The following is a 19,623-nucleotide window of genomic DNA, read 5'->3' as shown; positions in this document are numbered from 1 at the left end:
GATTTGGCATATTATAAGAACTAATTGTTCGAATCGCTATGGGAAAAGTCATAAAAGGCACAGTCTTTATATTTTTATCAGATAAAATTTACTGTAAGCTGCTTAACAACTTCCGCTATAATGCGACCAAGCATAAATTATCATTTCTAAAAACTTAGGAAACCGCACATGATCCATAGTATGACAGCCTACGCTCGCCATGAAGTTAAAGGTGACTGGGGTAACGGCGTTTGGGAAATTCGCTCAGTTAACCAAAGATACTTAGAAACCTTTATTCGTCTACCAGAACAATTTAGAGCACTAGAGCCTGTTATCCGTGAAAAACTACGCAAGCAATTGCAGCGCGGTAAAGTAGAAGTGTCACTTAAGTTTAATGCCAACCCTGCGCATGTTGGCGAGATGAAAATCAATCAAGCGTTAGCTAAGCAAATTATGAAAAATGCAACTTGGCTACAAGAACAAATTGATGGCGAAATCAGTCCGATGGACATTCTGCGTTGGCCAGGTGTTATGGAAGCTGAAGAAATGGATATGGATTCAGTGCAAACAGAATTGCTAAGTGGTTTTGATAAAACGGTTTCTGATTTTATTGATGCGCGTGGTTCGGAAGGTGCAAACCTTGAAACCATGATAGATACCCGTTTAACCGCGATTATTGAGCAAGTTGAAATTGTAAACGGACAAATGCCTGAAGTAATGAAATGGCAGCGTGAAAAATTAACGAACCGTTTAGAAGAGTTAAAAGCAGAGATTGACCAAAACCGCCTTGAGCAAGAACTAATTTACCTAGCACAAAAGCAAGATGTTGCTGAAGAACTTGATCGTCTGCAATCGCACGTTAAAGAAACCCGTAAAATCCTGAAAAAAGGTGGCGCATGCGGCCGCCGTTTAGATTTTATGATGCAAGAGTTTAACCGTGAAGCAAATACACTCGCATCAAAGTCTATCAATACTGAAGTCACCAACGCAGCGGTTGAGTTAAAAGTACTGATTGAACAAATGCGTGAGCAGATCCAAAACATCGAATAAACTCTTTTTACATCTACTATATCGAAAAAGCCAATCGAACACCGATTGGCTTTTTTTATATTATTAATAAATCTTGCAATTTTTTCCTTAAAACCTCGCTCTAGCTATAAACGGGTCTAAACTTACTTTTAGCTCATAAAATCACTTTTCAACATTAACAATTAATTTGAAATGAGCTTGGCATTGCATGGGGAAAATCTTTTGAGGTACTTATTACTTTTAATATCAGCGGTTACTACATTTAGTGAAGCTAATGCACTCGAGCTCACGGTGAACGTCGTTGATAAAAATAATAACGCTGTAAATAAAGTCGTCGTATTTGTAACGCCAAAAGCTAGGGTCGCCGATTTACCAAGCAACAACCAAAAATTGGTCATTGATCAACAAGGTAAAAAATTTACGCCATATATTACCGTGATGCAAAAAGGGCAAAATGTTGTTTTCTCAAATAAGGATGATATTACCCATCATATTTACTCTGTGTCAGGTAAAAATCGATTTGAATTTAAGTTAAAAGCGGGTGATTCAAAGCATATCTCTGATATGAATGCAGCCGAAGAGGTTGCAATGGGATGCAACATTCATGATTGGATGAGTGGTTACATATTGGTTGTCGACACACCATATTTTACTAAAACAAACACAAACGGTAGCGCTGTATTTACAGTAAAAAGCCCAGGCCAATATGATATTTCAGTTTGGCATCCTCAACTTGACACACCATCACATCAAATAACCCAAAGCCATGTGCTAAACACAGATAAAAAAACACTGACATTAACTCTAACCAAACCGTTATTACCTATTCCCAAACAAGTTGGGCAAGAAGAGTTTGAATTTTTAGAAGAGTACTAATCAACTATGAGACTTTTCAAAGTGCGCAGTTTACAAAGTAAAATTTTAATATTGTTCTTATTTTTACTATTGCTCGTGCAACTGGTTAGCTTCTACTTTACCTATCACACCAATGTAAAGCTTGAGAGTACCCAATTAAATAATCGCTTAAGCAATGCATCTAATATATTTGAAACACAGTTTAATAATCGCCGCTATTACCTCTCTGCATTTGCTGAAACAGCAGCAAAAGATTACGGCCTAAAATCTGTATTAGACGAAGATACAAAAAGCTTTTTAGTTGCCCTAAACAATCACCGAAAACGCATTGATAGTGACCTTGCAATGGCAATCAATAGCGAAGGAATCGTTTTTGCGCAGCTAGTTACTTACACAAACGAAGATGGAATAGTAAAAGTGCGAGTGGGCAAAGGGCAAGGTGAACCTTTTAGCCAACCCACCAGCTTTTTACAGCAAGAAACGGCACAACTGGTCTTTATTGACGATTTACTTTATCAACTGAGCTTTGCACCTATTAAAAGTGGCTCTCGCATTGTTGGTTGGGTGGGTTTCGGTTATTTGATTAATAACGCACTTGCTAATGAACTCGCTACCTTGACCGATGTAAACATTGGTTTTGCCAGCTTTGATGGTAAGCATTACCAAGTTATTGCTAGCTCAGATGAAGATAATTACCCAATAAAAGCCGATGTATTTAAACGTATAATTGCCAATACGGAACATCAATATTTGTATAACCGAATAGAACTTGGCAACACCGACAATGGGTATATTTCAGCGGTGCTTTTTGAGTCTCGTGCAGATTTATTAAAAAGCATTGATATCCAGTGGCCGCGATTAGCTTTGCTAGTTTTTATTACGGTACTTTTATCGACGTTTGGCGCAATTGCCATTGCAAGAGGCATTACCCGCCCAATCAAAAGTCTGATAAGCCAAGTAAAATCAATTTCCAAAGGTAATTACGACGGTATCGTAAATGTGTCGGGTAGCCGAGAGTTAAAACAACTTTCGAATGAATTTAATGACATGACAAAAGCGATTATTTCGCGCGAGAAAACAATTAGCTTTCAAGCCTTTCATGACCAACTAACACATTTACCTAATCGAAATGCACTTGTTAGTGCAATTGAAAAACGTCAAACATCCAAGCATGACTTTTTAATTGTACAACTGAGTATTTTAAGAGCAGAGGAAATCGCCGAAACCCTAGGTTATCAGGCGAGTGACTATGTCATCAATGAGGTTGCGAATCGTATTGTAAATACACCACATGACTTTGATTGTTATCACTTAGGTAACGAAAACTTTATACTCCTAATTGAAAACCAAAACATAGACGTATTAATCGACACATTGCAATCAGCATTAACAATGCAATGCCAATTTCAAAACATTCATCTGCACCTGCAGTTTACCTTTGGTGTTGTTGTTGCGTCACAACACCCAAACTGTTCTGTGGCCGAATTATTACAAAAATCCAACGTGGCAATTCAACGCGCCAAAAACAACAAAAAAGCATTCCAAATTTATGACCCAATTTTTGACCAAAATGCCATTGAACGCCTGTTCTTAACCAATAATTTGCGAACAGCCATCGAACAAAACCAACTCACTCTGTTTTTTCAGCCAAAGCTTTCGTTAAAAACAATGGAGATAAGTCACGTTGAAGCCTTAGTAAGATGGCAACATCCTGAAAAAGGCTTAATTCCACCAGATAGTTTTATTAGCATTGCCGAAAAAACCGGGCAAATGGATGCGTTAACTCGCTGGGTAACGAATGCGGCAATTAATCAATATTTGGCATGGCAATCAAATGGAATCCACATCAACATTGCAATAAATATTTCTGCCGAAAATATATTAGATAAGTCCTATCCAGATTATGTAATCTCGTTAAAACAACAACATCAATTAACCGATTGCGCGATTACTTTAGAAGTTACCGAAGATGCCGTCGTGGATGATCCTGAAAAGGCAACCGAGGTATTGAACTACCTAAATCAAAGCGGCTTTAAATTATCGATAGATGATTACGGCACGGGATATTCTTCACTTGCGCAATTAAAACAACTGCCAGTGCAAGAGCTAAAAATAGATCGGTCCTTCGTACAGCATTTGCTCGATAATGAAAATGATCAAATCATTGTTAAATCAACCATTGAACTTGCGCACAATATGGGGTTGTCGGTTGTTGCGGAAGGTATTGAAGACGAAGCCACATTACTATTTCTTCAATCTCAAGGATGTGAATTAGCACAAGGATACTTTATTAGTAAACCATTACCCGCTCATGAATTTGAGGCATGGTTATCTCAATCTAACTATAAAAAACAGACAAAAACACATGCGAAAGTCCTTGATTAAAAGCCTTCTACCTATTTATCTTTTATGCACAAGCAGCCAGTTATTGGCCGTAGATGCAAATATAAAAGGGCTAATTGATTTAAGGGCTTATCATGTAACAAGCGATGATAGTAATAGCTATTTAACCGGTGATTATGGAAAGTTTCGTTTTGACGATGGCTCTGGAATAGCACTCGGACAGTTAGGTGCCCATCTTAATTTGGAATTAAATTCAACATGGTCTGCAACATTAGTCGCTAACGCATTTGCTAACAAAGGTAATAGTGTCATTGGTATAACCGAAGGCTTTGTTAGTTACAAAGGCCTGCCTTCAAGCAATGGCTGGCGAATAAAATCAAAACTCGGTGTTTTCTATCCAGCGATTAGTTTTGAAAATGTAGCTACTGCCTGGTCTACCCCCTATACATTAACCTCTAGCAGTTTAAACAATTGGGTTGGTGAGGAACTTCGAAATACAGGTATAAACCTATCACTTGAAAAGTTGGGGAAATTCTCAGGTTCAAAGCATAATTTTTCAGGCGATATTTCGCTGTTTAAAAACAACGATCCTGCTGGTGCAATGCTAGCGTGGCACGGTTGGACTGTTGGTAGTCGCCAAACCTTGCTACATGAAAAATTAATTGTACAAGATTTTCCCGCACGCCAACAGAAACTCGCTGCACAAGCCGCTGAATCAGACCCTTTTTTAGAGCTTGATGACCGTTTTGGTTTGCATGTTTCAGCCAATTGGAAGTACGCAAATAAACTTAAATTCAACTTAGGCTATTACGATAACTTTGCTAAAGAAGGTGTGGTAGAAAACGGCCAATACACATGGACAACAGAATTTATTCATTCAGCGTTGAAATACCGTTTTGCGAAAGAATGGGAAGTCATTGCCCAATACATGAAAGGCAATACTTACATGACATCACCATACCAAGAAAAAGTGGTCGATAATGATTTCAACAACGCATTTGTAATGTTACGTCATTTTTGGTCAAACCATCATATTGCAGCACGCTTTGAGCACTTTAATGTGGATGATTTAGATAACATTTGGGGTGATAACAACAACGAGCAAGGTAATGCGCTTTCACTCGCTTATCGCTATAAGCTCTCTAAACAATCATTTATTCTAACTGAGTATAACTATATCGATTCAACACGCCCTTCGCGCTGGTACGTAAACCAAGCAGTAGATAAAAAAGAAAGCCAATATCAAATTGGTTACCGCTATTACTTCAAACATTAAACATGATTTATTCGCCATATAAACGCATTGTGCTATCAAAATACATTCCGAGCCCAGCTGTAAATAACCAACATCCCCATAAACTATGCTCAACAGCGACTAACAAAGTGCTGCGCGAATGAATATAGGTAAATGAAAATACTAAACCTGCAATAAAGGCTCCCACTACCGCAATCCAATTTGCAAATAACAGATGTGCTAATGCAAAACTTGTCGCACTTAAATATGCACGTAGCTGCTTACTTTTAAAGACCCGTTTATAACGATGAAACATAAAGGTACGAAAAATTACTTCCTGCGGCCAGGCTGAAAAAATAGGGTAAAGAATTAACAGCAAGAACCACCATTTAGTTTGTTGCGTGGGTAACGTAAAGAACCATTGCGGGGTAAAATACCAACTAGCTATCATCATTAATAGCGCTGCGACTAAAAAAGTAGCAACTACTCTATCGAGCGATAATTTAAGCTGCACCGGATTCCAAAGGCGAAAACGCTTAAAACGCGGATCACTTAACAACAGTAAAACACACCACCCGACTACCGATACCAAAAAAAGCAGTAAGTAAGGCGCAATCACATCGCGTACGAAATACAAAAATACGGGTAAACAAAAGAATAAAAATACAAATTCGCAAATCAAAATGCGTTTGTAATAATGCTTAGGCGCCCAACGGGTAGGATCGAGTTTCAATAGCGTGCCCTCCTATTAAAGTATAGAAAGGCACGTTAAGAATTTAATGAATTTAATGTGAAGTAATCAAGTTAGCTAAAACACCACCGATTGCTCTGAAGTGCATTGATTGGTGCCAGCTTCACATACTTTATAGGTGTAGCTACCACCGCCTTTTACGCCGATGTTATCTGTGTATTCGCCATTATTACTTACTGAGTTAACAACATTGCCATTACGGTAAATGTCGACCGAACTGCCCGATATGCCCGACCAAACAAGGTCTACGTGTTGTACGCCCCTTACTTTATAGCCAGTTATGTTAAGGTCCGTAGTACCTGGGTCACCACCGCCATCACCACCGCACGGGTTAGCAATTAAGTAATCATCTGCGGCTTTTGCTTGTACTATGCCATAACCAAAGTACACATCTTTACCAGTGGCTCCGCCATCAAGCGCGCTTGCTTTTAATGCACTACGAATATCTTCGCCGCTACAATCTGGGTGATTTGACCAAACCAGTGCTGCTACGCCTGCAACGGCTGGAGTTGCCATAGATGTGCCACTCATATAACCATAATCGCTAGCTCCCACTTTAACGCGGATAGATAACGCATTTAGCACTTGGCTTCTGTCCTCGAGAGCTACTCCTACTGTTGGAATACTGGTGTTATTAGGCGAACCTAATGCGCCACTAAATAACCCAGCCTCATTATTCACTATAACCGCAGCAACACCACCAGAGTTTTGGCAATTAAGCGCTTTATCATGAAAACTAATACTACCTCTATCAATCACACACACCTTGCCGTTTGCACCACTATCGACAGAATCTCCGAGCCCCATAAAGTGAGGTGCAGCGGTTTCGTCCCCTGTATTTTCCATCGCGCTCGAAGCAACCCCAAAACCATCAGCTAACACAGCCGCAGTACTTGCAGTTCCTGCAGGATAGGTTGATAAGGTATCTACACCACCAGCGGTGACTTCTACGCAAATGGTTTCATCTTGTTTTCGTTTTTTACCACGACCCGTTTCACAACTTGGAAATTGAGAAAAACTAGCGATTTGATTGTTAGCATCGTTAGCGCCTATCATCATCACCGACGCATAACCTGCAGGGTAACTGCGAACACTATTGCCATCATTACCAGCCGCAGCTACAGACAGACCTCCAGCACTGGCAAAGTTTTCAAATGCGGCAGACTCAGTAGAGCTTGCACCACCGCCACCTAAACTCATATTAATGATATTAGCACCTGCTGCCGCGCAAACATTGGCGGCATGGGCAAGGCTTGATGAATACCCCCAACCACTGGCATTAAATACTTTTACAATGTGCATTTGTACGCCGGGTGCCATACCCACAACACCAAAACTGTTATCCGCAGCCCCAATGGTGCCTGCTACATGGGTGCCGTGAGGTCCACCTTGCTCATACCAGTTACCAGTACCGGAATCGTTAGTGCCATCTATATTGCCCCACACAAAATCGTTATTAGATTGGTCTAAGCCCGAGTCAATCACGCAAACTTTAATACCAGTATTGCCATCAAATAACACTTGATTTGCTTGTGATTGATACACAGCATAAGGCGTTAATTGCTGTGACATTGCATCGCCAATATCATCATTAAACAGATTAAATGCTTGGCGAGGATGATCTTGTTCAATCAATTTAATATGCGGGTTATTTAACAGCCCTTTTAACGTAGATAAATCGGTACCATTAAATGACGCGGCAAAAAAGCCATCACTATCAAGCTTAATTTCGCCACCTAATTGCTTTGCGAGTGCTTTAACTACGCCTTTATGACCATTGTCGACTTGAATGATATAACGGTGGTTATCGATTTCGGCGTACACACTCGCAGTAAAAGACAATGCAATGCATACGGTAAGAGAAGAGAGTTTCATAAGTTACTGCCCCAAACATGATTGTTGCAGTTTTTAGAATAGTAAATTTTATGCGAAATGCCAGTAATAACAGGTATTGCAGCGCATAAAAAAGCCGCGTAAGCGGCTTTGATTTATGGGTTGATTAGAAAATTAATTAAAAAACAACTGTTTTCTCAGCAGAGCATGTTGAAGTACCCGCTTCACATACTTGGTAAGTGAAACTACCGCCACCTTTACCACCAACTGCATCAGTGTAGCTACCTGTATTTGATACTGTCGCAACCATTGAACCATTACGGAAAACGTCCATTGAAGATACACTTGTACCTGACCAAGTTAGGTCTACACGTTTAGTACCTTTCACTTTGTAACCCTGTGCTGATAATGTGATATCGACTTCACCGCCACCGTTACCGCCGCCATTGTCACCGCCAGTACAACCATTCGCTGTTAGGTAATCATCAGCCGCTTTTGCTTTAACAATACCGTAACCGAAGTAAACATCTTTACCTGCCGCACCTGCATCTTGCGCTGTTGCTTTAAGCGCATCACGGATTTCAGTACCAGTACAGGTTGGGTGGTTTGACCAAACTAGTGCTGCAATACCTGAAACAGCTGGAGTAGCCATTGACGTACCGCTCATAAAGCCGTAATCGCTTGTACCAATTTTAACTGTCATTGATGCTGCATTTAGGAGCGCTGCACGATCTTCAAGTGCTGCACCTACAGCAGGAATTGAGGTTGCGTTAGCATCACCTAATGTTGCGTAAAGCATGCCCGCTTCGTTATTAATAATAACAGCACCCACACCGCCTGAGTTTTCACAGTTAAGTACTTTATCATGGAATGAAATATTACCACGGTCGATAACACAAATTTTACCTGCAGCTGCAGAGTTAACCGCTTCAGCTGTACCCATAAAGAAGGTAGAGGCTGTTGCTTCACCTGCATTTTCCATTGATGACGTATTCATCGCAACGCCATCTGCAGAAAGTGATGCGCTTGTTGCCATATCTGCAGGGTAAGTAGAAAGTGTATCTACACCACCAGCAGTTACTTCAACACAGATAGTCTCATCTTCAGTTGCACGCTTACCACGACCTGAACTACAGCTTGGGAATTGTGAGAAATCAGCAATTTGGTCGTTATTGTCGTTAGCACCAATCATCATAACTGATGGGTAACCCGCAGGATATGAACGCACATTGTTACCGTCATTACCTGCTGCCGCTACAACTAAACCACCTGCAGCAGTAAAGTTCGCAAATGCGTTTGATTCGGTACTGTTAGAACCGCCGCCGCCTAAGCTCATGCTAATGATGTTTGCACCAGCTTGGCTACAAAGGTTAGCTGCATGCGCTAAATCTGATGAGTAACCCCAGCCTTCAGCATTAAATACTTTAATAATGTGCATTGGTACGCCTGGTGCCATACCTACTACACCAAAACCGTTATCAGCTGCACCAATTGTACCCGCTACGTGAGTACCGTGAGGACCACCGTGCTCATTCCAGTTACCTGTACCAGAATCGTTATCACCAGTGATGTTACCCCAAACAAAATCTGGGTTAGATTGATCAAGACCTGAATCAATTACGCATACTTTCATATCTGAAGATGCATCAAACGCCAGTTGATCTGCCTGTGATTGGTATACAGCATACGGTGTTAATTGCTGTGTCATCGCATCACCAATGTCATCACTGTAAAGTGACATTGGCTTACGCACAAAATCTTGCTCAATTAGTTTGATATGTGGGTTGTTAAGAAGTCCTTTCACTTCTGATAAATCTTTCCCTGAGAAGCTTGCAGCAAAAAATCCATTTGAATCTAGTTTAATATCACCACCAAGTTTTTTAGCGAGCGCTTTTACTACGCCTTTGTTGTTGTTATCAACTTGGATGATAAAACGGTTTTCATCTGCTGCTTGCGCAGTAGCTACTGTGCTTAACGCTAGTAGTACTGATGTAGTTAATGTTTTTAATTTCATATAGCTTTCCCAGATTACATAAAGTGAGACACATGCTTTGAAAGCCGTATCTGTATTCGGGAATAAAGTTAACTAAGTTTTAACATTTCAACAACAAAAATCACATATTCCATTATTGGAATAATTTAATTTAAATTAGAATAAGCAGACATCTAAACAGCTTCAGAGCTAAACAGCTAAAAGTATTATTGCAACAAACAACTCAATTAATCGAAAAAAAGGGATAATATTTCCAATATATGCCTTCAAACTCATCAGACCTGCTCAAATTCAATTTAATAGAAATTAGTCTTGTTTCGCATTGCATTTATATTGAGCCCAAAAACACCGTTACATTTGTTTACAATCACTTTGTAAACAAAGTTAACATCACATAAAAACGTCACACACACGGCAAAAATATGCTGGGAGAGAAGCCTTATTTTCAGGCTAAAGCGCTAAGATAAGTAGAAAGCAATAAATAGTAGATTGAATAGGTAAGATCTAATAAAGAAAAGGTGTTATAAAAAAGCGCCCTAAATAAGGGTTATTTAAGGCGCATTAAAGCTTAGTCGATTAGACCGTACTCTTTATCAAGAATGTCGATCACTTCTTGACGCGGATCGCTTGGAATTTCTAACTGTTTACCAACAATTTTGCTCGCAATACCTACGTAAGTGTCTGACACTTGCATCATCACATCGACTGGTAGTTTGTAACCCTTGGCGAGTTCTTCACGTTCATCCATGCGATCTTTATTAAGTAATACATCGCTATCAGGTACGTTATTAATTAATAACTGGCGGAAACCCTCTTTCGAGTTTTCAACAATCTTACCATCGCGGTAAGCTGGGCCATCCCAAATACGTGATGAATCTGGTGTACCAACTTCATCGATATAAATAAGCTTATGCGAACCATCGACTTCTTCTACATAACCAAACTCAAATTTCGTATCCACAAAAATTTGGTCAAGCTCAGCAAGTTGCTCGCTAATTAGCTTAAAGCCTTCAGTTAATAGCTTTTCGTATAAATCGATATCGCTTGCCGACTTAAAGTTAAATGCCGCTAAATTGTTTTCGATGTTTTCGCGCGTAATGTTTACATCATCTACTTCTGGCACTTCTGCTACGCCAGTAATAATGCCTTTAGTCGATGGTGTAATTAATACATTGTCTAATTTTTGGTGAGCTTCTAAACCTTCTGGTAAATCAATACCACAGAAGTTGCGAACGCCTTTTGCATAATCGCGCCACATACTACCCGTAATGTATTGGCGTGCAATTGCTTCAACGCGAACAGTTTCAGCTTTACGTACAATCCATACATAAGGGTGTGGAATATCAACAATGTGATTACCCGCAAGACCGGCTTCATCAAATAATTTAAACCAGTGAGACGCCACTGAGTTAAGCGCAATACCTTTACCTGGTACACCGTTTAGGCCATTTTCGCCTTGCCAAATACAGTCAAACGCTGAAATACGGTCTGAAATAACCATCAGTGCAAGTGGTGTATCTTTTGGAATGTTATATCCCTTTTCTTCGATTAAACGAACGCTGTCTTGCTCGGTTAACCAATAAACACTGCGAACTTTACCGCTGTGAACCTTACCTTTGGTACGGATCGGTAAATCGTCATTTACGTCCAAAACCTTATATGAACTCATGGAAACTCCAAAAGATATTTTTGATACTAGAAAAGCGCGTTATGCGCTCTAAATTGGGGTGCGCCAATTTTAGTGAAAAGTCACTGTAAACTCAATAATTGAACAAAAAAAGCAAGGGTATGAATTGCTATCGCAAAAGATTGGTTTCAAGGTATTGTTGTTATAGTATCACACCAATGTAAACTAATTTTGTGCAGTCATGTTAGCGATAAACAATCTCACTTTTTCTTACCCAGGCGCTCGCAGCCAATTTGTGCTGCATGATTTTGCCTTAGCAAAAGGCGAACATGTATTTATTTACGGCCCAAGTGGCAGTGGTAAATCAACATTGCTCTCGCTAATTACTGGGGTGCAGCAACATAACAGTGGTTCAATCTCGATTTTAGACACGGCTTTTTCGACTCTTTCACAAAAACAAAAAGATCGCTTTCGCGCAAATCACATTGGTTATATTTTTCAGCAATTTAATTTAATTCCTTTTTTATCGGCGACCGAAAATGTAGCGCTGGGGTGTGAGTTCTCAAAAATACGTACTGAAAAAGCCACAGCCAAATACGGCAGTCTTGAAAAAGGAGCGACGACATTATTAATGGCGCTTGGTTTAAGCGAACAGAATATTACTAAGCCTGTCAATCAACTAAGCATCGGGCAACAACAGCGGGTTGCAGCAGCCAGAGCATTACTTGGTGAACCTGAGTTAATTATTGCCGACGAGCCAACGTCAGCCCTTGATAACGACGCCCGAGAAGAATTTATTAACCAGCTTTTTGAGCAAGCTAACAATAATCAAACCAGTGTTTTGTTTGTCAGCCATGACCAAACGCTCGCAAATTTATTTGATAGGCAAGTGGCGCTTTCAAGCTTTATGCAGGAGCAAACACTATGAGCCTATTAACCCTCTCCCGTAAAAGCTTACTGAATCGTTTTTCAAGTATTGCGATAACGACCATTGCGATTGCTTTAAGTATTACCTTGTTACTGCTTATTGAACGTGCCCGTGTTGATGCCAAAGCGAGTTTTCATAATACGGTATCAGGCACCGACTTAATTGTCGGTGCCCGTACCGGTAGCACTGAGTTATTGCTTTTTTCGGTATTTCGCATCGGTCACCCAACTAACAATTTAAGCTTCAAAAGCTATCAAGATATTACTAGCAAGCGCTCTGTAAAATGGGCTATTCCACTTTCGCTTGGTGATAGCCACAAAGGTTTTAGCGTTATTGGTACCAATAATGACTACTTTACTCATTACCGTTATGCCAATAAGCAAAACCTCGCATTCTCAAAAGGGCACGCTTTTGAACAAGTAAATCATGTAGTGCTTGGCAGTAATGTAGCTAAAAAACTGCATTACCATTTAGGTGACTCGATTGTGCTGTCGCACGGTGCTGGCAATACCAGTTTTCACCATCATGACGATCACCCATTTAAAGTCGTGGGAATTTTAGCGGCCACCGGCACGGCGGTTGATAACAGTGTACATGTGCCATTAGTGGCAATTGATAACATTCATGGCTCAACAACGCCTAGTATTAGCCAGAAACATCAGGCAGATGAGCGTCATGACCATGACCATGACCACCATGATGATCATCAACATCACAGCGAACAAAGCGATGAACATAGCAAGTTGCCCGCCCTATCAAATGCGGAACTCACCGGCCAGCCAAAACAAATCAGCGCATTTTTATTAGGCCTAAAAAGTCCAATTTTTGCACTGCAGCTACAACGCAATATCAGCCAATATAAGCAAGAGCCACTGCTGGCGATTATGCCAAAGTTTACTTTGCGCCAATTATGGGAAGTGGTCGGTGTATTTGAAAAAGCGTTATTGGTTATCTCGGGGGCTGTTGTCGTTATTGCTTTACTTGGTATGCTGACTAATTTATTGGCAAGTCTCAGTCAGCGCCGCCGCGAGCTTGCGATTTTACGCTCAGTGGGCGCATCGCCACGTACCATATTTACGTTACTCGGGTTAGAAGCACTATTAATCACAACGTGTGCCACCTTGCTGGCTATCGCATTTTATTACCTTGTTATTGTATTGCTTGCTAACATGCTTGGCAGTATCAGCGGGATTCACTTGCAACTTATGGCACTTAGCCAATATCAAATGAGCTTATTGGCTGGTATTATTTTGCTTGGTACCTTATTTGGTTGTTTACCTGCTTACAAAGCATATCGTTACGCATTGAGCGATGGCTTAACCATAAAAGTTTGAGAATTATATGAAACGACATTCGCTATTGTTTACTTTTTTCGCCTTAATAACGTTATTAAGTAATCAGCTGTTTGCCAATGGAAAAGCAAAAGAGCTTTACTGGGAAGATCTCATTCCTAAAGGCTATTCTTCATCACCAGTTGAAGGGCAAGCTGCACATAATGAAAACTCTGAAGCCAACTGGGTGCAACCCGATTTAAACGCGCCTATTGTAAAAGAGCTGAATAATACCATGGTGACATTACCTGGCTTTGTAGTGCCACTTGAAGGCAATGATGAAGTGATCACCGAATTTTTATTAGTACCTTATTTTGGCGCCTGTATCCATGTGCCACCACCGCCGCCAAACCAGATTGTGCATGTAACCTTTAAAGATGGCGTACCGATTGAAAGCCTTTACGATGCGATTTCTGTTACCGGTAAAATGAAAACCGAAAGCTGGGAAGGTGAGTTGGCAAAAGTAGGTTATCGCATTGAAGGTGTGGGCGTTGCGCCATTTGACCTTTAAATACACCTAAACAAAAAGGCGCTACGGCGCCTTTTTTCTAACTCTATTTCTGACAATTTTTACAATACACGGTACTGCGTTGTCCTTGACGAATTTCGAGCAGCGGCTCTTTGCAGGTTACACACGGCTCACCTTTACGCCCATATACCAATAACTTCTGTGCAAAATAGCCTGGTTTGCCATCGGTTTGGGCAAAGTCTTTCAGTGTTGTGCCACCCTGTTCAATAGCATCCGCTAACGTTTGCTTTACGATAGGCACTAATTGTTGGTAACGCTTTTTAGAAATCTTACCTGCAGCGCGTTTAGGGTGAACACCCGCTTTAAATAAAGACTCATTGGCATAAATATTTCCAACCCCTACAACCACGCTGTTATCCATTAAAAACTGTTTTATTGCAGTTTGCTTTTGTCGTGATTTTTCATACAAATAATCAGCATCAAAGTCGTCGGTTAATGGCTCAGGGCCCAATTTTAGTAAGCTGCTATGAACTTCCCCCGCTGCTTGCCACAAACAGGCACCAAAGCGACGAGGATCATTTAGACGGAGTACTTTGCCATTTTCGAGCTCTATTTCGATATGATCATGCTTTTTGAGTGGTACAGAATTATCGACCACCCTCAGATTCCCCGACATGCCTAAGTGTAATATCACACTGCCTGTATCCACACTAATCATTAGGTATTTTGCGCGGCGGCTAATGTCTGTAATGGTTTTACCTTCAAGTTGATAAACGTCGTCTGGCACTGGCCAACGCAATTGCGCTTGATGCACGCGCACTTGTTTCACCGTTTGCTTTAGCATATGTGGTGTAATGCCTAAACGGCTTACTTCAACTTCTGGTAATTCAGGCATAAAAAACTCTAAAACTCCGTGGTAGGAAATAACTGATTGCAGGTTTGTTTATCTAATTTTAAACGACGCGCTTGATTATCATCAACAAAACACCCATCTGGCGTAGTAAATACGTCAAACACCAAACTGCGATCATAACCTGCAATGAAAAGTTCCACGCTTGCGAGCGCCGAGGACTTTTCATCAACTATCGGCATCATCTCACCGCTTGCTTGTCGCCAATTTAAATCAAGCAATTCAACATCAATATTTAACTGCTTATTAGTGCGCCAACTCGTGCCAATACGTTCAATTTTAAAATCACTGTACTGATAGGTAAGTACCGCGCTATTAGCTGGCAACAATGATTGAGTAGTCTCATCATCAGACGTCGAGATAATCTTATGATGCAGTCCATTAAACAAAAAAATCATTAGCAGCATGGCGAAAATAATTACATTATTCCAGCCAGTTCTTCCAAGCCTAATCATTTCGATCCTAAACGCGCATATTACAGTATTACTAAGTCTATATGAATCAAGCAGTTTTAGCACACGTTTAGCTAGAGCGTGTTGACCTTTGCTGTATATTTCTGCAGCAATTTGTTTGGCATTTAGACAAGGCAGAGTGATTGTAGTGTAGTTACTCTACATAAATAAACGATAAACAAGCGCTGCCTAACAGGTTCCACCCAAAGCGTTTTGTTCTTTGTTGTTGCTTCTTGACCTAGCCCACTAGGCCTACAAAGCAACACCGCGATCAAAACACTTTGGATTTGAACAGAATTTAAACCACAAAGTTCAACACGCTCTAGTGTATAAGTAATACCAAATGAGTAATTTCTGTCGCTGTTAAAAGGCTATTTTTTTGCTAAACTATGCGCCAAAATTTAAGGAGTTCCGTCCATGGCAATGTATGTAGTGGGTCATAAGATCCCTGATTCAGATTCTATCTGTGGTGCAATTGCACTTGCATATTTAAAGAATCAAATTGGTGAGGCAGCAATCGCAACACGTTTAGGCGATGTATCACCTGAAACTCAGTTCATTCTAGACACATTTGGTTTTGAAGCACCTGAGCTTAAAATGAGCTACGCAGGTGAAGAGGTTTACATTGTAGACCACACTGAAAAAACACAAGCACCAGATGACATTGATGAAGCAACGGTTGTTGGTGTTGTTGACCACCACAAACTGGGCGATTTAACAACGTCTACACCACTTGAGTGTTGGATCCGCCCTGTAGGCTGTTCAAACACTATCATCAAGATGATGTATGACTTCTACGGTGTTGAAATTCCAAAGAACATCGCGGGTCTTATGTTAGGTGCGATTCTTTCTGACACGGTTATCTTCAAGTCACCAACTTGTACTACTGCTGACATCAAGTGTGTTGAAGTACTGGCTGAAATCGCAGGTATCGAAGACTACAAAGCATTCGGTATGGAAATGTTTAAAGTGAAATCAGCGGTTGAAGGCACGCCAGCTCGCGACCTCGTTATGCGTGACTTTAAAGACTTCAATATGAACGGTAACCTAGTAGGTATCGGTCAGTTAGAAGTTATCGACCTAGCTGTGTTTGACGACATCAAAGCTGACCTTGAAGCTGACATTGCAAAGCTTAAAGAAGAAGGCGGTCGTCATTCTGTATTCTTACTACTTACAGACATCATGAAAGAAGGTTCACAAATGCTTATCGCGTCTGATGACGAAGGCATTGTTGAGCGTGCTTACGGTGTTGCACCAGAGCAAAGCCGCGTTTGGTTAGATGGTGTACTAAGCCGTAAGAAGCAAGTAGTGCCACCACTACAAGATGCATTTGCTTAATTAAGCTTTAGTAAAAAAGGCGCGTTTAGCGCCTTTTTTAATGCTTAAGATAAAGCGCCATTTCGCTATGCAAGCCATCAATTAAGCTCTATGCTTATATAAATTCAATTAGTTAAGTTTGCGATGCCATTAATAGTATTTTTGTTTTGTGTTTTATTTGCAGCTGCGCTTGATGCGACAGAGATAGAGCAAGCAACACAGCAAAATATTAGCGCACACATTCAAAAGCAAAGTAACTTAACATTCTCCAATTACGAAAATCGCATTGAACAGCTTTCGCTTAAGCACAACCAAGACAACCTTGAAATGCTGGCTGCGCTTAATCAGTTTAATGAACAAAATCCAACAAATAATTTAAACGATCTCGCCTACTTATTAAGTTACCGCTGCTATCTTGAACTGGTGAATAACCAACAAGATGCCTACCAACAAACAGAACAAAGTTTACTGGCACTGACTATCAGCTCAGCCTCAGATCCCGCTATTTCTGCAGCAACCAGCTTTTGTAAATCTTGGCGCTATTATTTTGAAAAAGATGCTAAGCAATACGATCTCTACATTGAGCAATCATTTAACTATGCACTAAACGCACAAACACCTGTGCTTAAATACTGGATTGCCATTAGCTTTGCAATGATGGCGCAAGATACAGGCAGGCACTCGGCGGCAATTGAGGCTGCAAAATTGGCAATGACCATTGCTAACGTGAATAAAGACAATTACCGAGAAGCCACCAGTAGAGCCATTATCGCAATCTCAGAAGCAGAGCTAGGTTTTTTTGACGACGCACTGATAAATAACCAATGGGCGATTGATTGGTATAAAAGTGTAGACCAACAAAATGCTATTTTAGGTCTATATCAAAATAGAGGGTTTATTCTGAATAGCCAAGGTAATACAGCTCAAGCAAAAGCCATTTACCTAGACGCTATTGAACAGGCTAAAAAACTTGAAAACCAAGATGCAATTCATGAAATTTACAGTAATTTAGCGGCAATTGCCTTTACTGAAGGCGAACTTGCGCTTTCAAATGACTACGCAGAAAAAACGCTGCAATATGCACAACAAAGTGACTATCAAACCCTCGCTGCGCACGCCTACTCTATTATGGCGATTAATAATGTTTATTTAAATCAGCTCGACCTAGCTCAAGAGTACTTCGATAAAGGCAATAGCTATTTTGAAGAGTATAAAATGATTAGCTTGTTGGCAGATAACTATAAATCTTGGTCGGAAGCGATGGCCAGCATTGAAAATTTTGAAGCGGCATATAAAGCACAGTTACGCTACAAAGAACTGAGCGATAAAATATTTAACACCGAACGCGAGAGCCGCATGCTACGTATTAAAGAGCTTTACGAGGTGGCACAAAAAGATCAAGAAATTGAGCAGTTAGCGTTTGATAATCAGCGCAAAAATACTGAAATTGAAAACAAGTCATTGCAAAAACGAATATGGGTATTAAGTGCTGTTATCACTTTATTGGCCTTTATTATTTTGTCGTTTTTTTATCGCAAGCTAAATACATCCAACAAAAAGCTAACCAAACACAATACCAAGCTCAATGAAGAACGCTTTATCGATCCGCTTACCGAAGTTTTAAACCGTCGCTTTTTTGAAGTACAGCAGCGCGAGCGTATGCTGAATGTACCTGAAGTTAGCTTTAGCTTATTCGCCCTTGATATTGATCATTTTAAATCGCTCAACGATACCTATGGCCACGCCTGTGGCGATCAGGTACTAAAACAATTTTGCCAGCGCATTCGGCAATCAATTCGCCAGCAAGATAATCTGATTCGCATGGGTGGCGAAGAGTTTTTACTAGTGATTGAAAATAGCAACCTAGAAGCTGATGCTCAACTTATAAAAAAATTACTCACTATTACTAATTCAGAACCCATTACATTTGAACTGCATCGCGTGTCAATTTCTGTATCGATTGGCGCTGCTTCCAACGTCAATATTTATGATGAGACAACATTAGACTTTGCCCTAGAACTTGCAGATCAAGCGTTATACAAAGCAAAGCAGGCGGGACGAAATCAAGGGGAACTATTAGATTTGTATCAAATCAACCTAGCAAGTGTAATTAATAACTACGATATGATTGTTAGTAAGACGGTTACCAGTCGCACACAGTAATAAAAAATGAGCTGAAAGCAGTAATCTTACATCTCAAGCAACATTTAAGTTAAATACTTGAAGATGCCAATTCCCAATTAGAACCACTAAACAGCAAAACATTTCCTGTCATCAACACAACTTTACAACGTTAAAGTAAAACACTTACTTAAGCGAGAGGATATTATTAAATTAAGCTGGCTTAAAATTCAGGCAATAAAAAACCCGAGATAAACTCGGGTTTTTTTAATTCTTTCAGCAAATCACAATTACTTGATTTTTGCTTCTTTGAAAATCACGTGTTTACGTACTTTTGGATCGTACTTTTTGATTTCCATTTTTTCAGGCATGTTACGCTTGTTTTTGTCGGTAGTGTAGAAATAACCAGTACCAGCAGTAGAAACTAAACGGATCTTATCACGCATGACTC

16 protein-coding genes are annotated in these 19,623 nt (G+C 40.2%); 9 read left to right on the top strand and 7 right to left on the bottom strand.

The genetic code is table 11. The features are described from left to right. Positions 1-168: 168 nt before the first annotated feature. The 4 genes from AC2IOM_RS06830 to AC2IOM_RS06815 all read left to right on the top strand — a co-directional run bounded on the left by AC2IOM_RS06830 (position 169) and on the right by AC2IOM_RS06815 (position 5,482). Positions 169-1,029 (top strand): YicC/YloC family endoribonuclease, encoded by an 861-nt coding sequence (locus AC2IOM_RS06830; protein ID WP_486359509.1) that lies wholly within the window; start codon positions 169-171, stop codon positions 1,027-1,029. Between the two features lie 201 nt (positions 1,030-1,230). After that, entirely contained in the window at positions 1,231-1,884 is a 654-nt protein-coding gene (locus AC2IOM_RS06825; RefSeq protein ID WP_486359508.1) for a cupredoxin domain-containing protein, read from the top strand. Positions 1,885-1,890: 6 nt separating this feature from the next. Further along, complete coding sequence (locus AC2IOM_RS06820) at positions 1,891-4,248, top strand: EAL domain-containing protein (protein WP_486359507.1); 2,358 nt, start codon at positions 1,891-1,893, stop codon at positions 4,246-4,248. Positions 4,249-4,291: 43 nt separating this feature from the next. Further along, complete coding sequence (locus tag AC2IOM_RS06815; RefSeq protein ID WP_486359506.1) at positions 4,292-5,482, top strand: hypothetical protein; 1,191 nt, start codon at positions 4,292-4,294, stop codon at positions 5,480-5,482. A gap of 7 nt (positions 5,483-5,489) precedes the next feature. Here the strand turns inward: AC2IOM_RS06815 and AC2IOM_RS06810 are convergent, their stop codons facing one another. The 4 genes from AC2IOM_RS06810 to AC2IOM_RS06795 form a co-directional block, all read right to left on the bottom strand. Continuing rightward, complete coding sequence (locus AC2IOM_RS06810) at positions 5,490-6,173, bottom strand: CPBP family intramembrane glutamic endopeptidase (protein WP_054980534.1); 684 nt, start codon at positions 6,171-6,173, stop codon at positions 5,490-5,492. 75 nt (positions 6,174-6,248) lie between these two features. Beyond that, on the bottom strand, positions 6,249-8,066 hold the full coding sequence (locus AC2IOM_RS06805; protein ID WP_486359505.1) for a S8 family serine peptidase: 1,818 nt from the start codon (positions 8,064-8,066) through the stop codon (positions 6,249-6,251). 136 nt (positions 8,067-8,202) lie between these two features. Continuing rightward, positions 8,203-10,038: a S8 family serine peptidase gene (locus AC2IOM_RS06800; RefSeq protein ID WP_486359504.1), complete on the bottom strand. Its 1,836-nt coding sequence runs from the start codon at positions 10,036-10,038 to the stop codon at positions 8,203-8,205. A gap of 547 nt (positions 10,039-10,585) precedes the next feature. Further along, positions 10,586-11,686, bottom strand: a complete 1,101-nt coding sequence (locus AC2IOM_RS06795) for a phosphoribosylaminoimidazolesuccinocarboxamide synthase (RefSeq protein WP_105170235.1) — start codon at positions 11,684-11,686, stop codon at positions 10,586-10,588. A gap of 199 nt (positions 11,687-11,885) precedes the next feature. On the opposite strand from AC2IOM_RS06795, the gene AC2IOM_RS06790 reads away from it, so the two are divergent. Genes AC2IOM_RS06790 through AC2IOM_RS06780 form a run of 3 tightly spaced genes read left to right on the top strand, consistent with a single transcriptional unit; the run spans position 11,886 to position 14,414 of the window. Next, positions 11,886-12,572, top strand: coding sequence for an ABC transporter ATP-binding protein (locus AC2IOM_RS06790; protein WP_486359503.1), 687 nt, complete (start codon positions 11,886-11,888; stop codon positions 12,570-12,572). Further along, complete coding sequence (locus AC2IOM_RS06785) at positions 12,569-13,906, top strand: ABC transporter permease (RefSeq protein ID WP_486359502.1); 1,338 nt, start codon at positions 12,569-12,571, stop codon at positions 13,904-13,906. The genes AC2IOM_RS06790 and AC2IOM_RS06785 overlap by 4 nt, the downstream gene beginning before the upstream one ends. A gap of 7 nt (positions 13,907-13,913) precedes the next feature. Then, entirely contained in the window at positions 13,914-14,414 is a 501-nt protein-coding gene (locus AC2IOM_RS06780) for a DUF3299 domain-containing protein (RefSeq protein WP_138629960.1), read from the top strand. A 43-nt stretch (positions 14,415-14,457) separates the two neighbouring features. Here the strand turns inward: AC2IOM_RS06780 and mutM are convergent, their stop codons facing one another. Beyond that, positions 14,458-15,267 carry a bifunctional DNA-formamidopyrimidine glycosylase/DNA-(apurinic or apyrimidinic site) lyase gene (mutM, locus tag AC2IOM_RS06775; protein WP_486359501.1) on the bottom strand — a complete coding sequence of 270 codons (810 nt, stop codon included), beginning with the start codon at positions 15,265-15,267 and terminating at the stop codon, positions 14,458-14,460. Between the two features lie 8 nt (positions 15,268-15,275). Continuing rightward, positions 15,276-15,737, bottom strand: a complete 462-nt coding sequence (locus AC2IOM_RS06770) for a hypothetical protein (RefSeq protein WP_486359500.1) — start codon at positions 15,735-15,737, stop codon at positions 15,276-15,278. Between the two features lie 414 nt (positions 15,738-16,151). Between AC2IOM_RS06770 and AC2IOM_RS06765 the strand changes: the two genes are divergently transcribed. Together AC2IOM_RS06765 and AC2IOM_RS06760 are read left to right on the top strand one after the other, a co-directional pair. Further along, positions 16,152-17,072: a manganese-dependent inorganic pyrophosphatase gene (locus AC2IOM_RS06765; protein ID WP_010562021.1), complete on the top strand. Its 921-nt coding sequence runs from the start codon at positions 16,152-16,154 to the stop codon at positions 17,070-17,072. 123 nt (positions 17,073-17,195) lie between these two features. Next, positions 17,196-19,214, top strand: a complete 2,019-nt coding sequence (locus tag AC2IOM_RS06760; protein ID WP_486359499.1) for a tetratricopeptide repeat-containing diguanylate cyclase — start codon at positions 17,196-17,198, stop codon at positions 19,212-19,214. Between the two features lie 248 nt (positions 19,215-19,462). On the opposite strand, the gene rpmG is transcribed toward AC2IOM_RS06760, so the two are convergent. After that, positions 19,463-19,618 (bottom strand): 50S ribosomal protein L33, encoded by a 156-nt coding sequence (gene rpmG, locus AC2IOM_RS06755; protein WP_005493124.1) that lies wholly within the window; start codon positions 19,616-19,618, stop codon positions 19,463-19,465. Between the last annotated feature and the right edge of the window lie 5 nt (positions 19,619-19,623).

This window comes from Pseudoalteromonas sp. NS-SX12 (assembly GCF_057367955.1).
Note: the sequence above shows the minus strand (reverse complement) of the source record. Positions and strands in the feature narration are given on the sequence as shown.

Excerpts from the sequence above, each read along its gene's own strand:
- mutM (WP_486359501.1), bottom strand. The coding sequence starts at position 15,267 with ATGCCTGAATTACCAGAAGTTGAAGTAAGCCGTTTAGGCATTACACCA.
- AC2IOM_RS06790 (WP_486359503.1), top strand. The coding sequence starts at position 11,886 with ATGTTAGCGATAAACAATCTCACTTTTTCTTACCCAGGCGCTCGCAGC.
- AC2IOM_RS06795 (WP_105170235.1), bottom strand. The coding sequence starts at position 11,686 with ATGAGTTCATATAAGGTTTTGGACGTAAATGACGATTTACCGATCCGT.
- AC2IOM_RS06785 (WP_486359502.1), top strand. The coding sequence starts at position 12,569 with ATGAGCCTATTAACCCTCTCCCGTAAAAGCTTACTGAATCGTTTTTCA.
- AC2IOM_RS06820 (WP_486359507.1), top strand. The coding sequence starts at position 1,891 with ATGAGACTTTTCAAAGTGCGCAGTTTACAAAGTAAAATTTTAATATTG.
- AC2IOM_RS06830 (WP_486359509.1), top strand. The coding sequence starts at position 169 with ATGATCCATAGTATGACAGCCTACGCTCGCCATGAAGTTAAAGGTGAC.
- AC2IOM_RS06765 (WP_010562021.1), top strand. The coding sequence starts at position 16,152 with ATGGCAATGTATGTAGTGGGTCATAAGATCCCTGATTCAGATTCTATC.
- rpmG (WP_005493124.1), bottom strand. The coding sequence starts at position 19,618 with ATGCGTGATAAGATCCGTTTAGTTTCTACTGCTGGTACTGGTTATTTC.
- AC2IOM_RS06760 (WP_486359499.1), top strand. The coding sequence starts at position 17,196 with ATGCCATTAATAGTATTTTTGTTTTGTGTTTTATTTGCAGCTGCGCTT.
- AC2IOM_RS06800 (WP_486359504.1), bottom strand. The coding sequence starts at position 10,038 with ATGAAATTAAAAACATTAACTACATCAGTACTACTAGCGTTAAGCACA.
- AC2IOM_RS06780 (WP_138629960.1), top strand. The coding sequence starts at position 13,914 with ATGAAACGACATTCGCTATTGTTTACTTTTTTCGCCTTAATAACGTTA.
- AC2IOM_RS06770 (WP_486359500.1), bottom strand. The coding sequence starts at position 15,737 with ATGATTAGGCTTGGAAGAACTGGCTGGAATAATGTAATTATTTTCGCC.
- AC2IOM_RS06805 (WP_486359505.1), bottom strand. The coding sequence starts at position 8,066 with ATGAAACTCTCTTCTCTTACCGTATGCATTGCATTGTCTTTTACTGCG.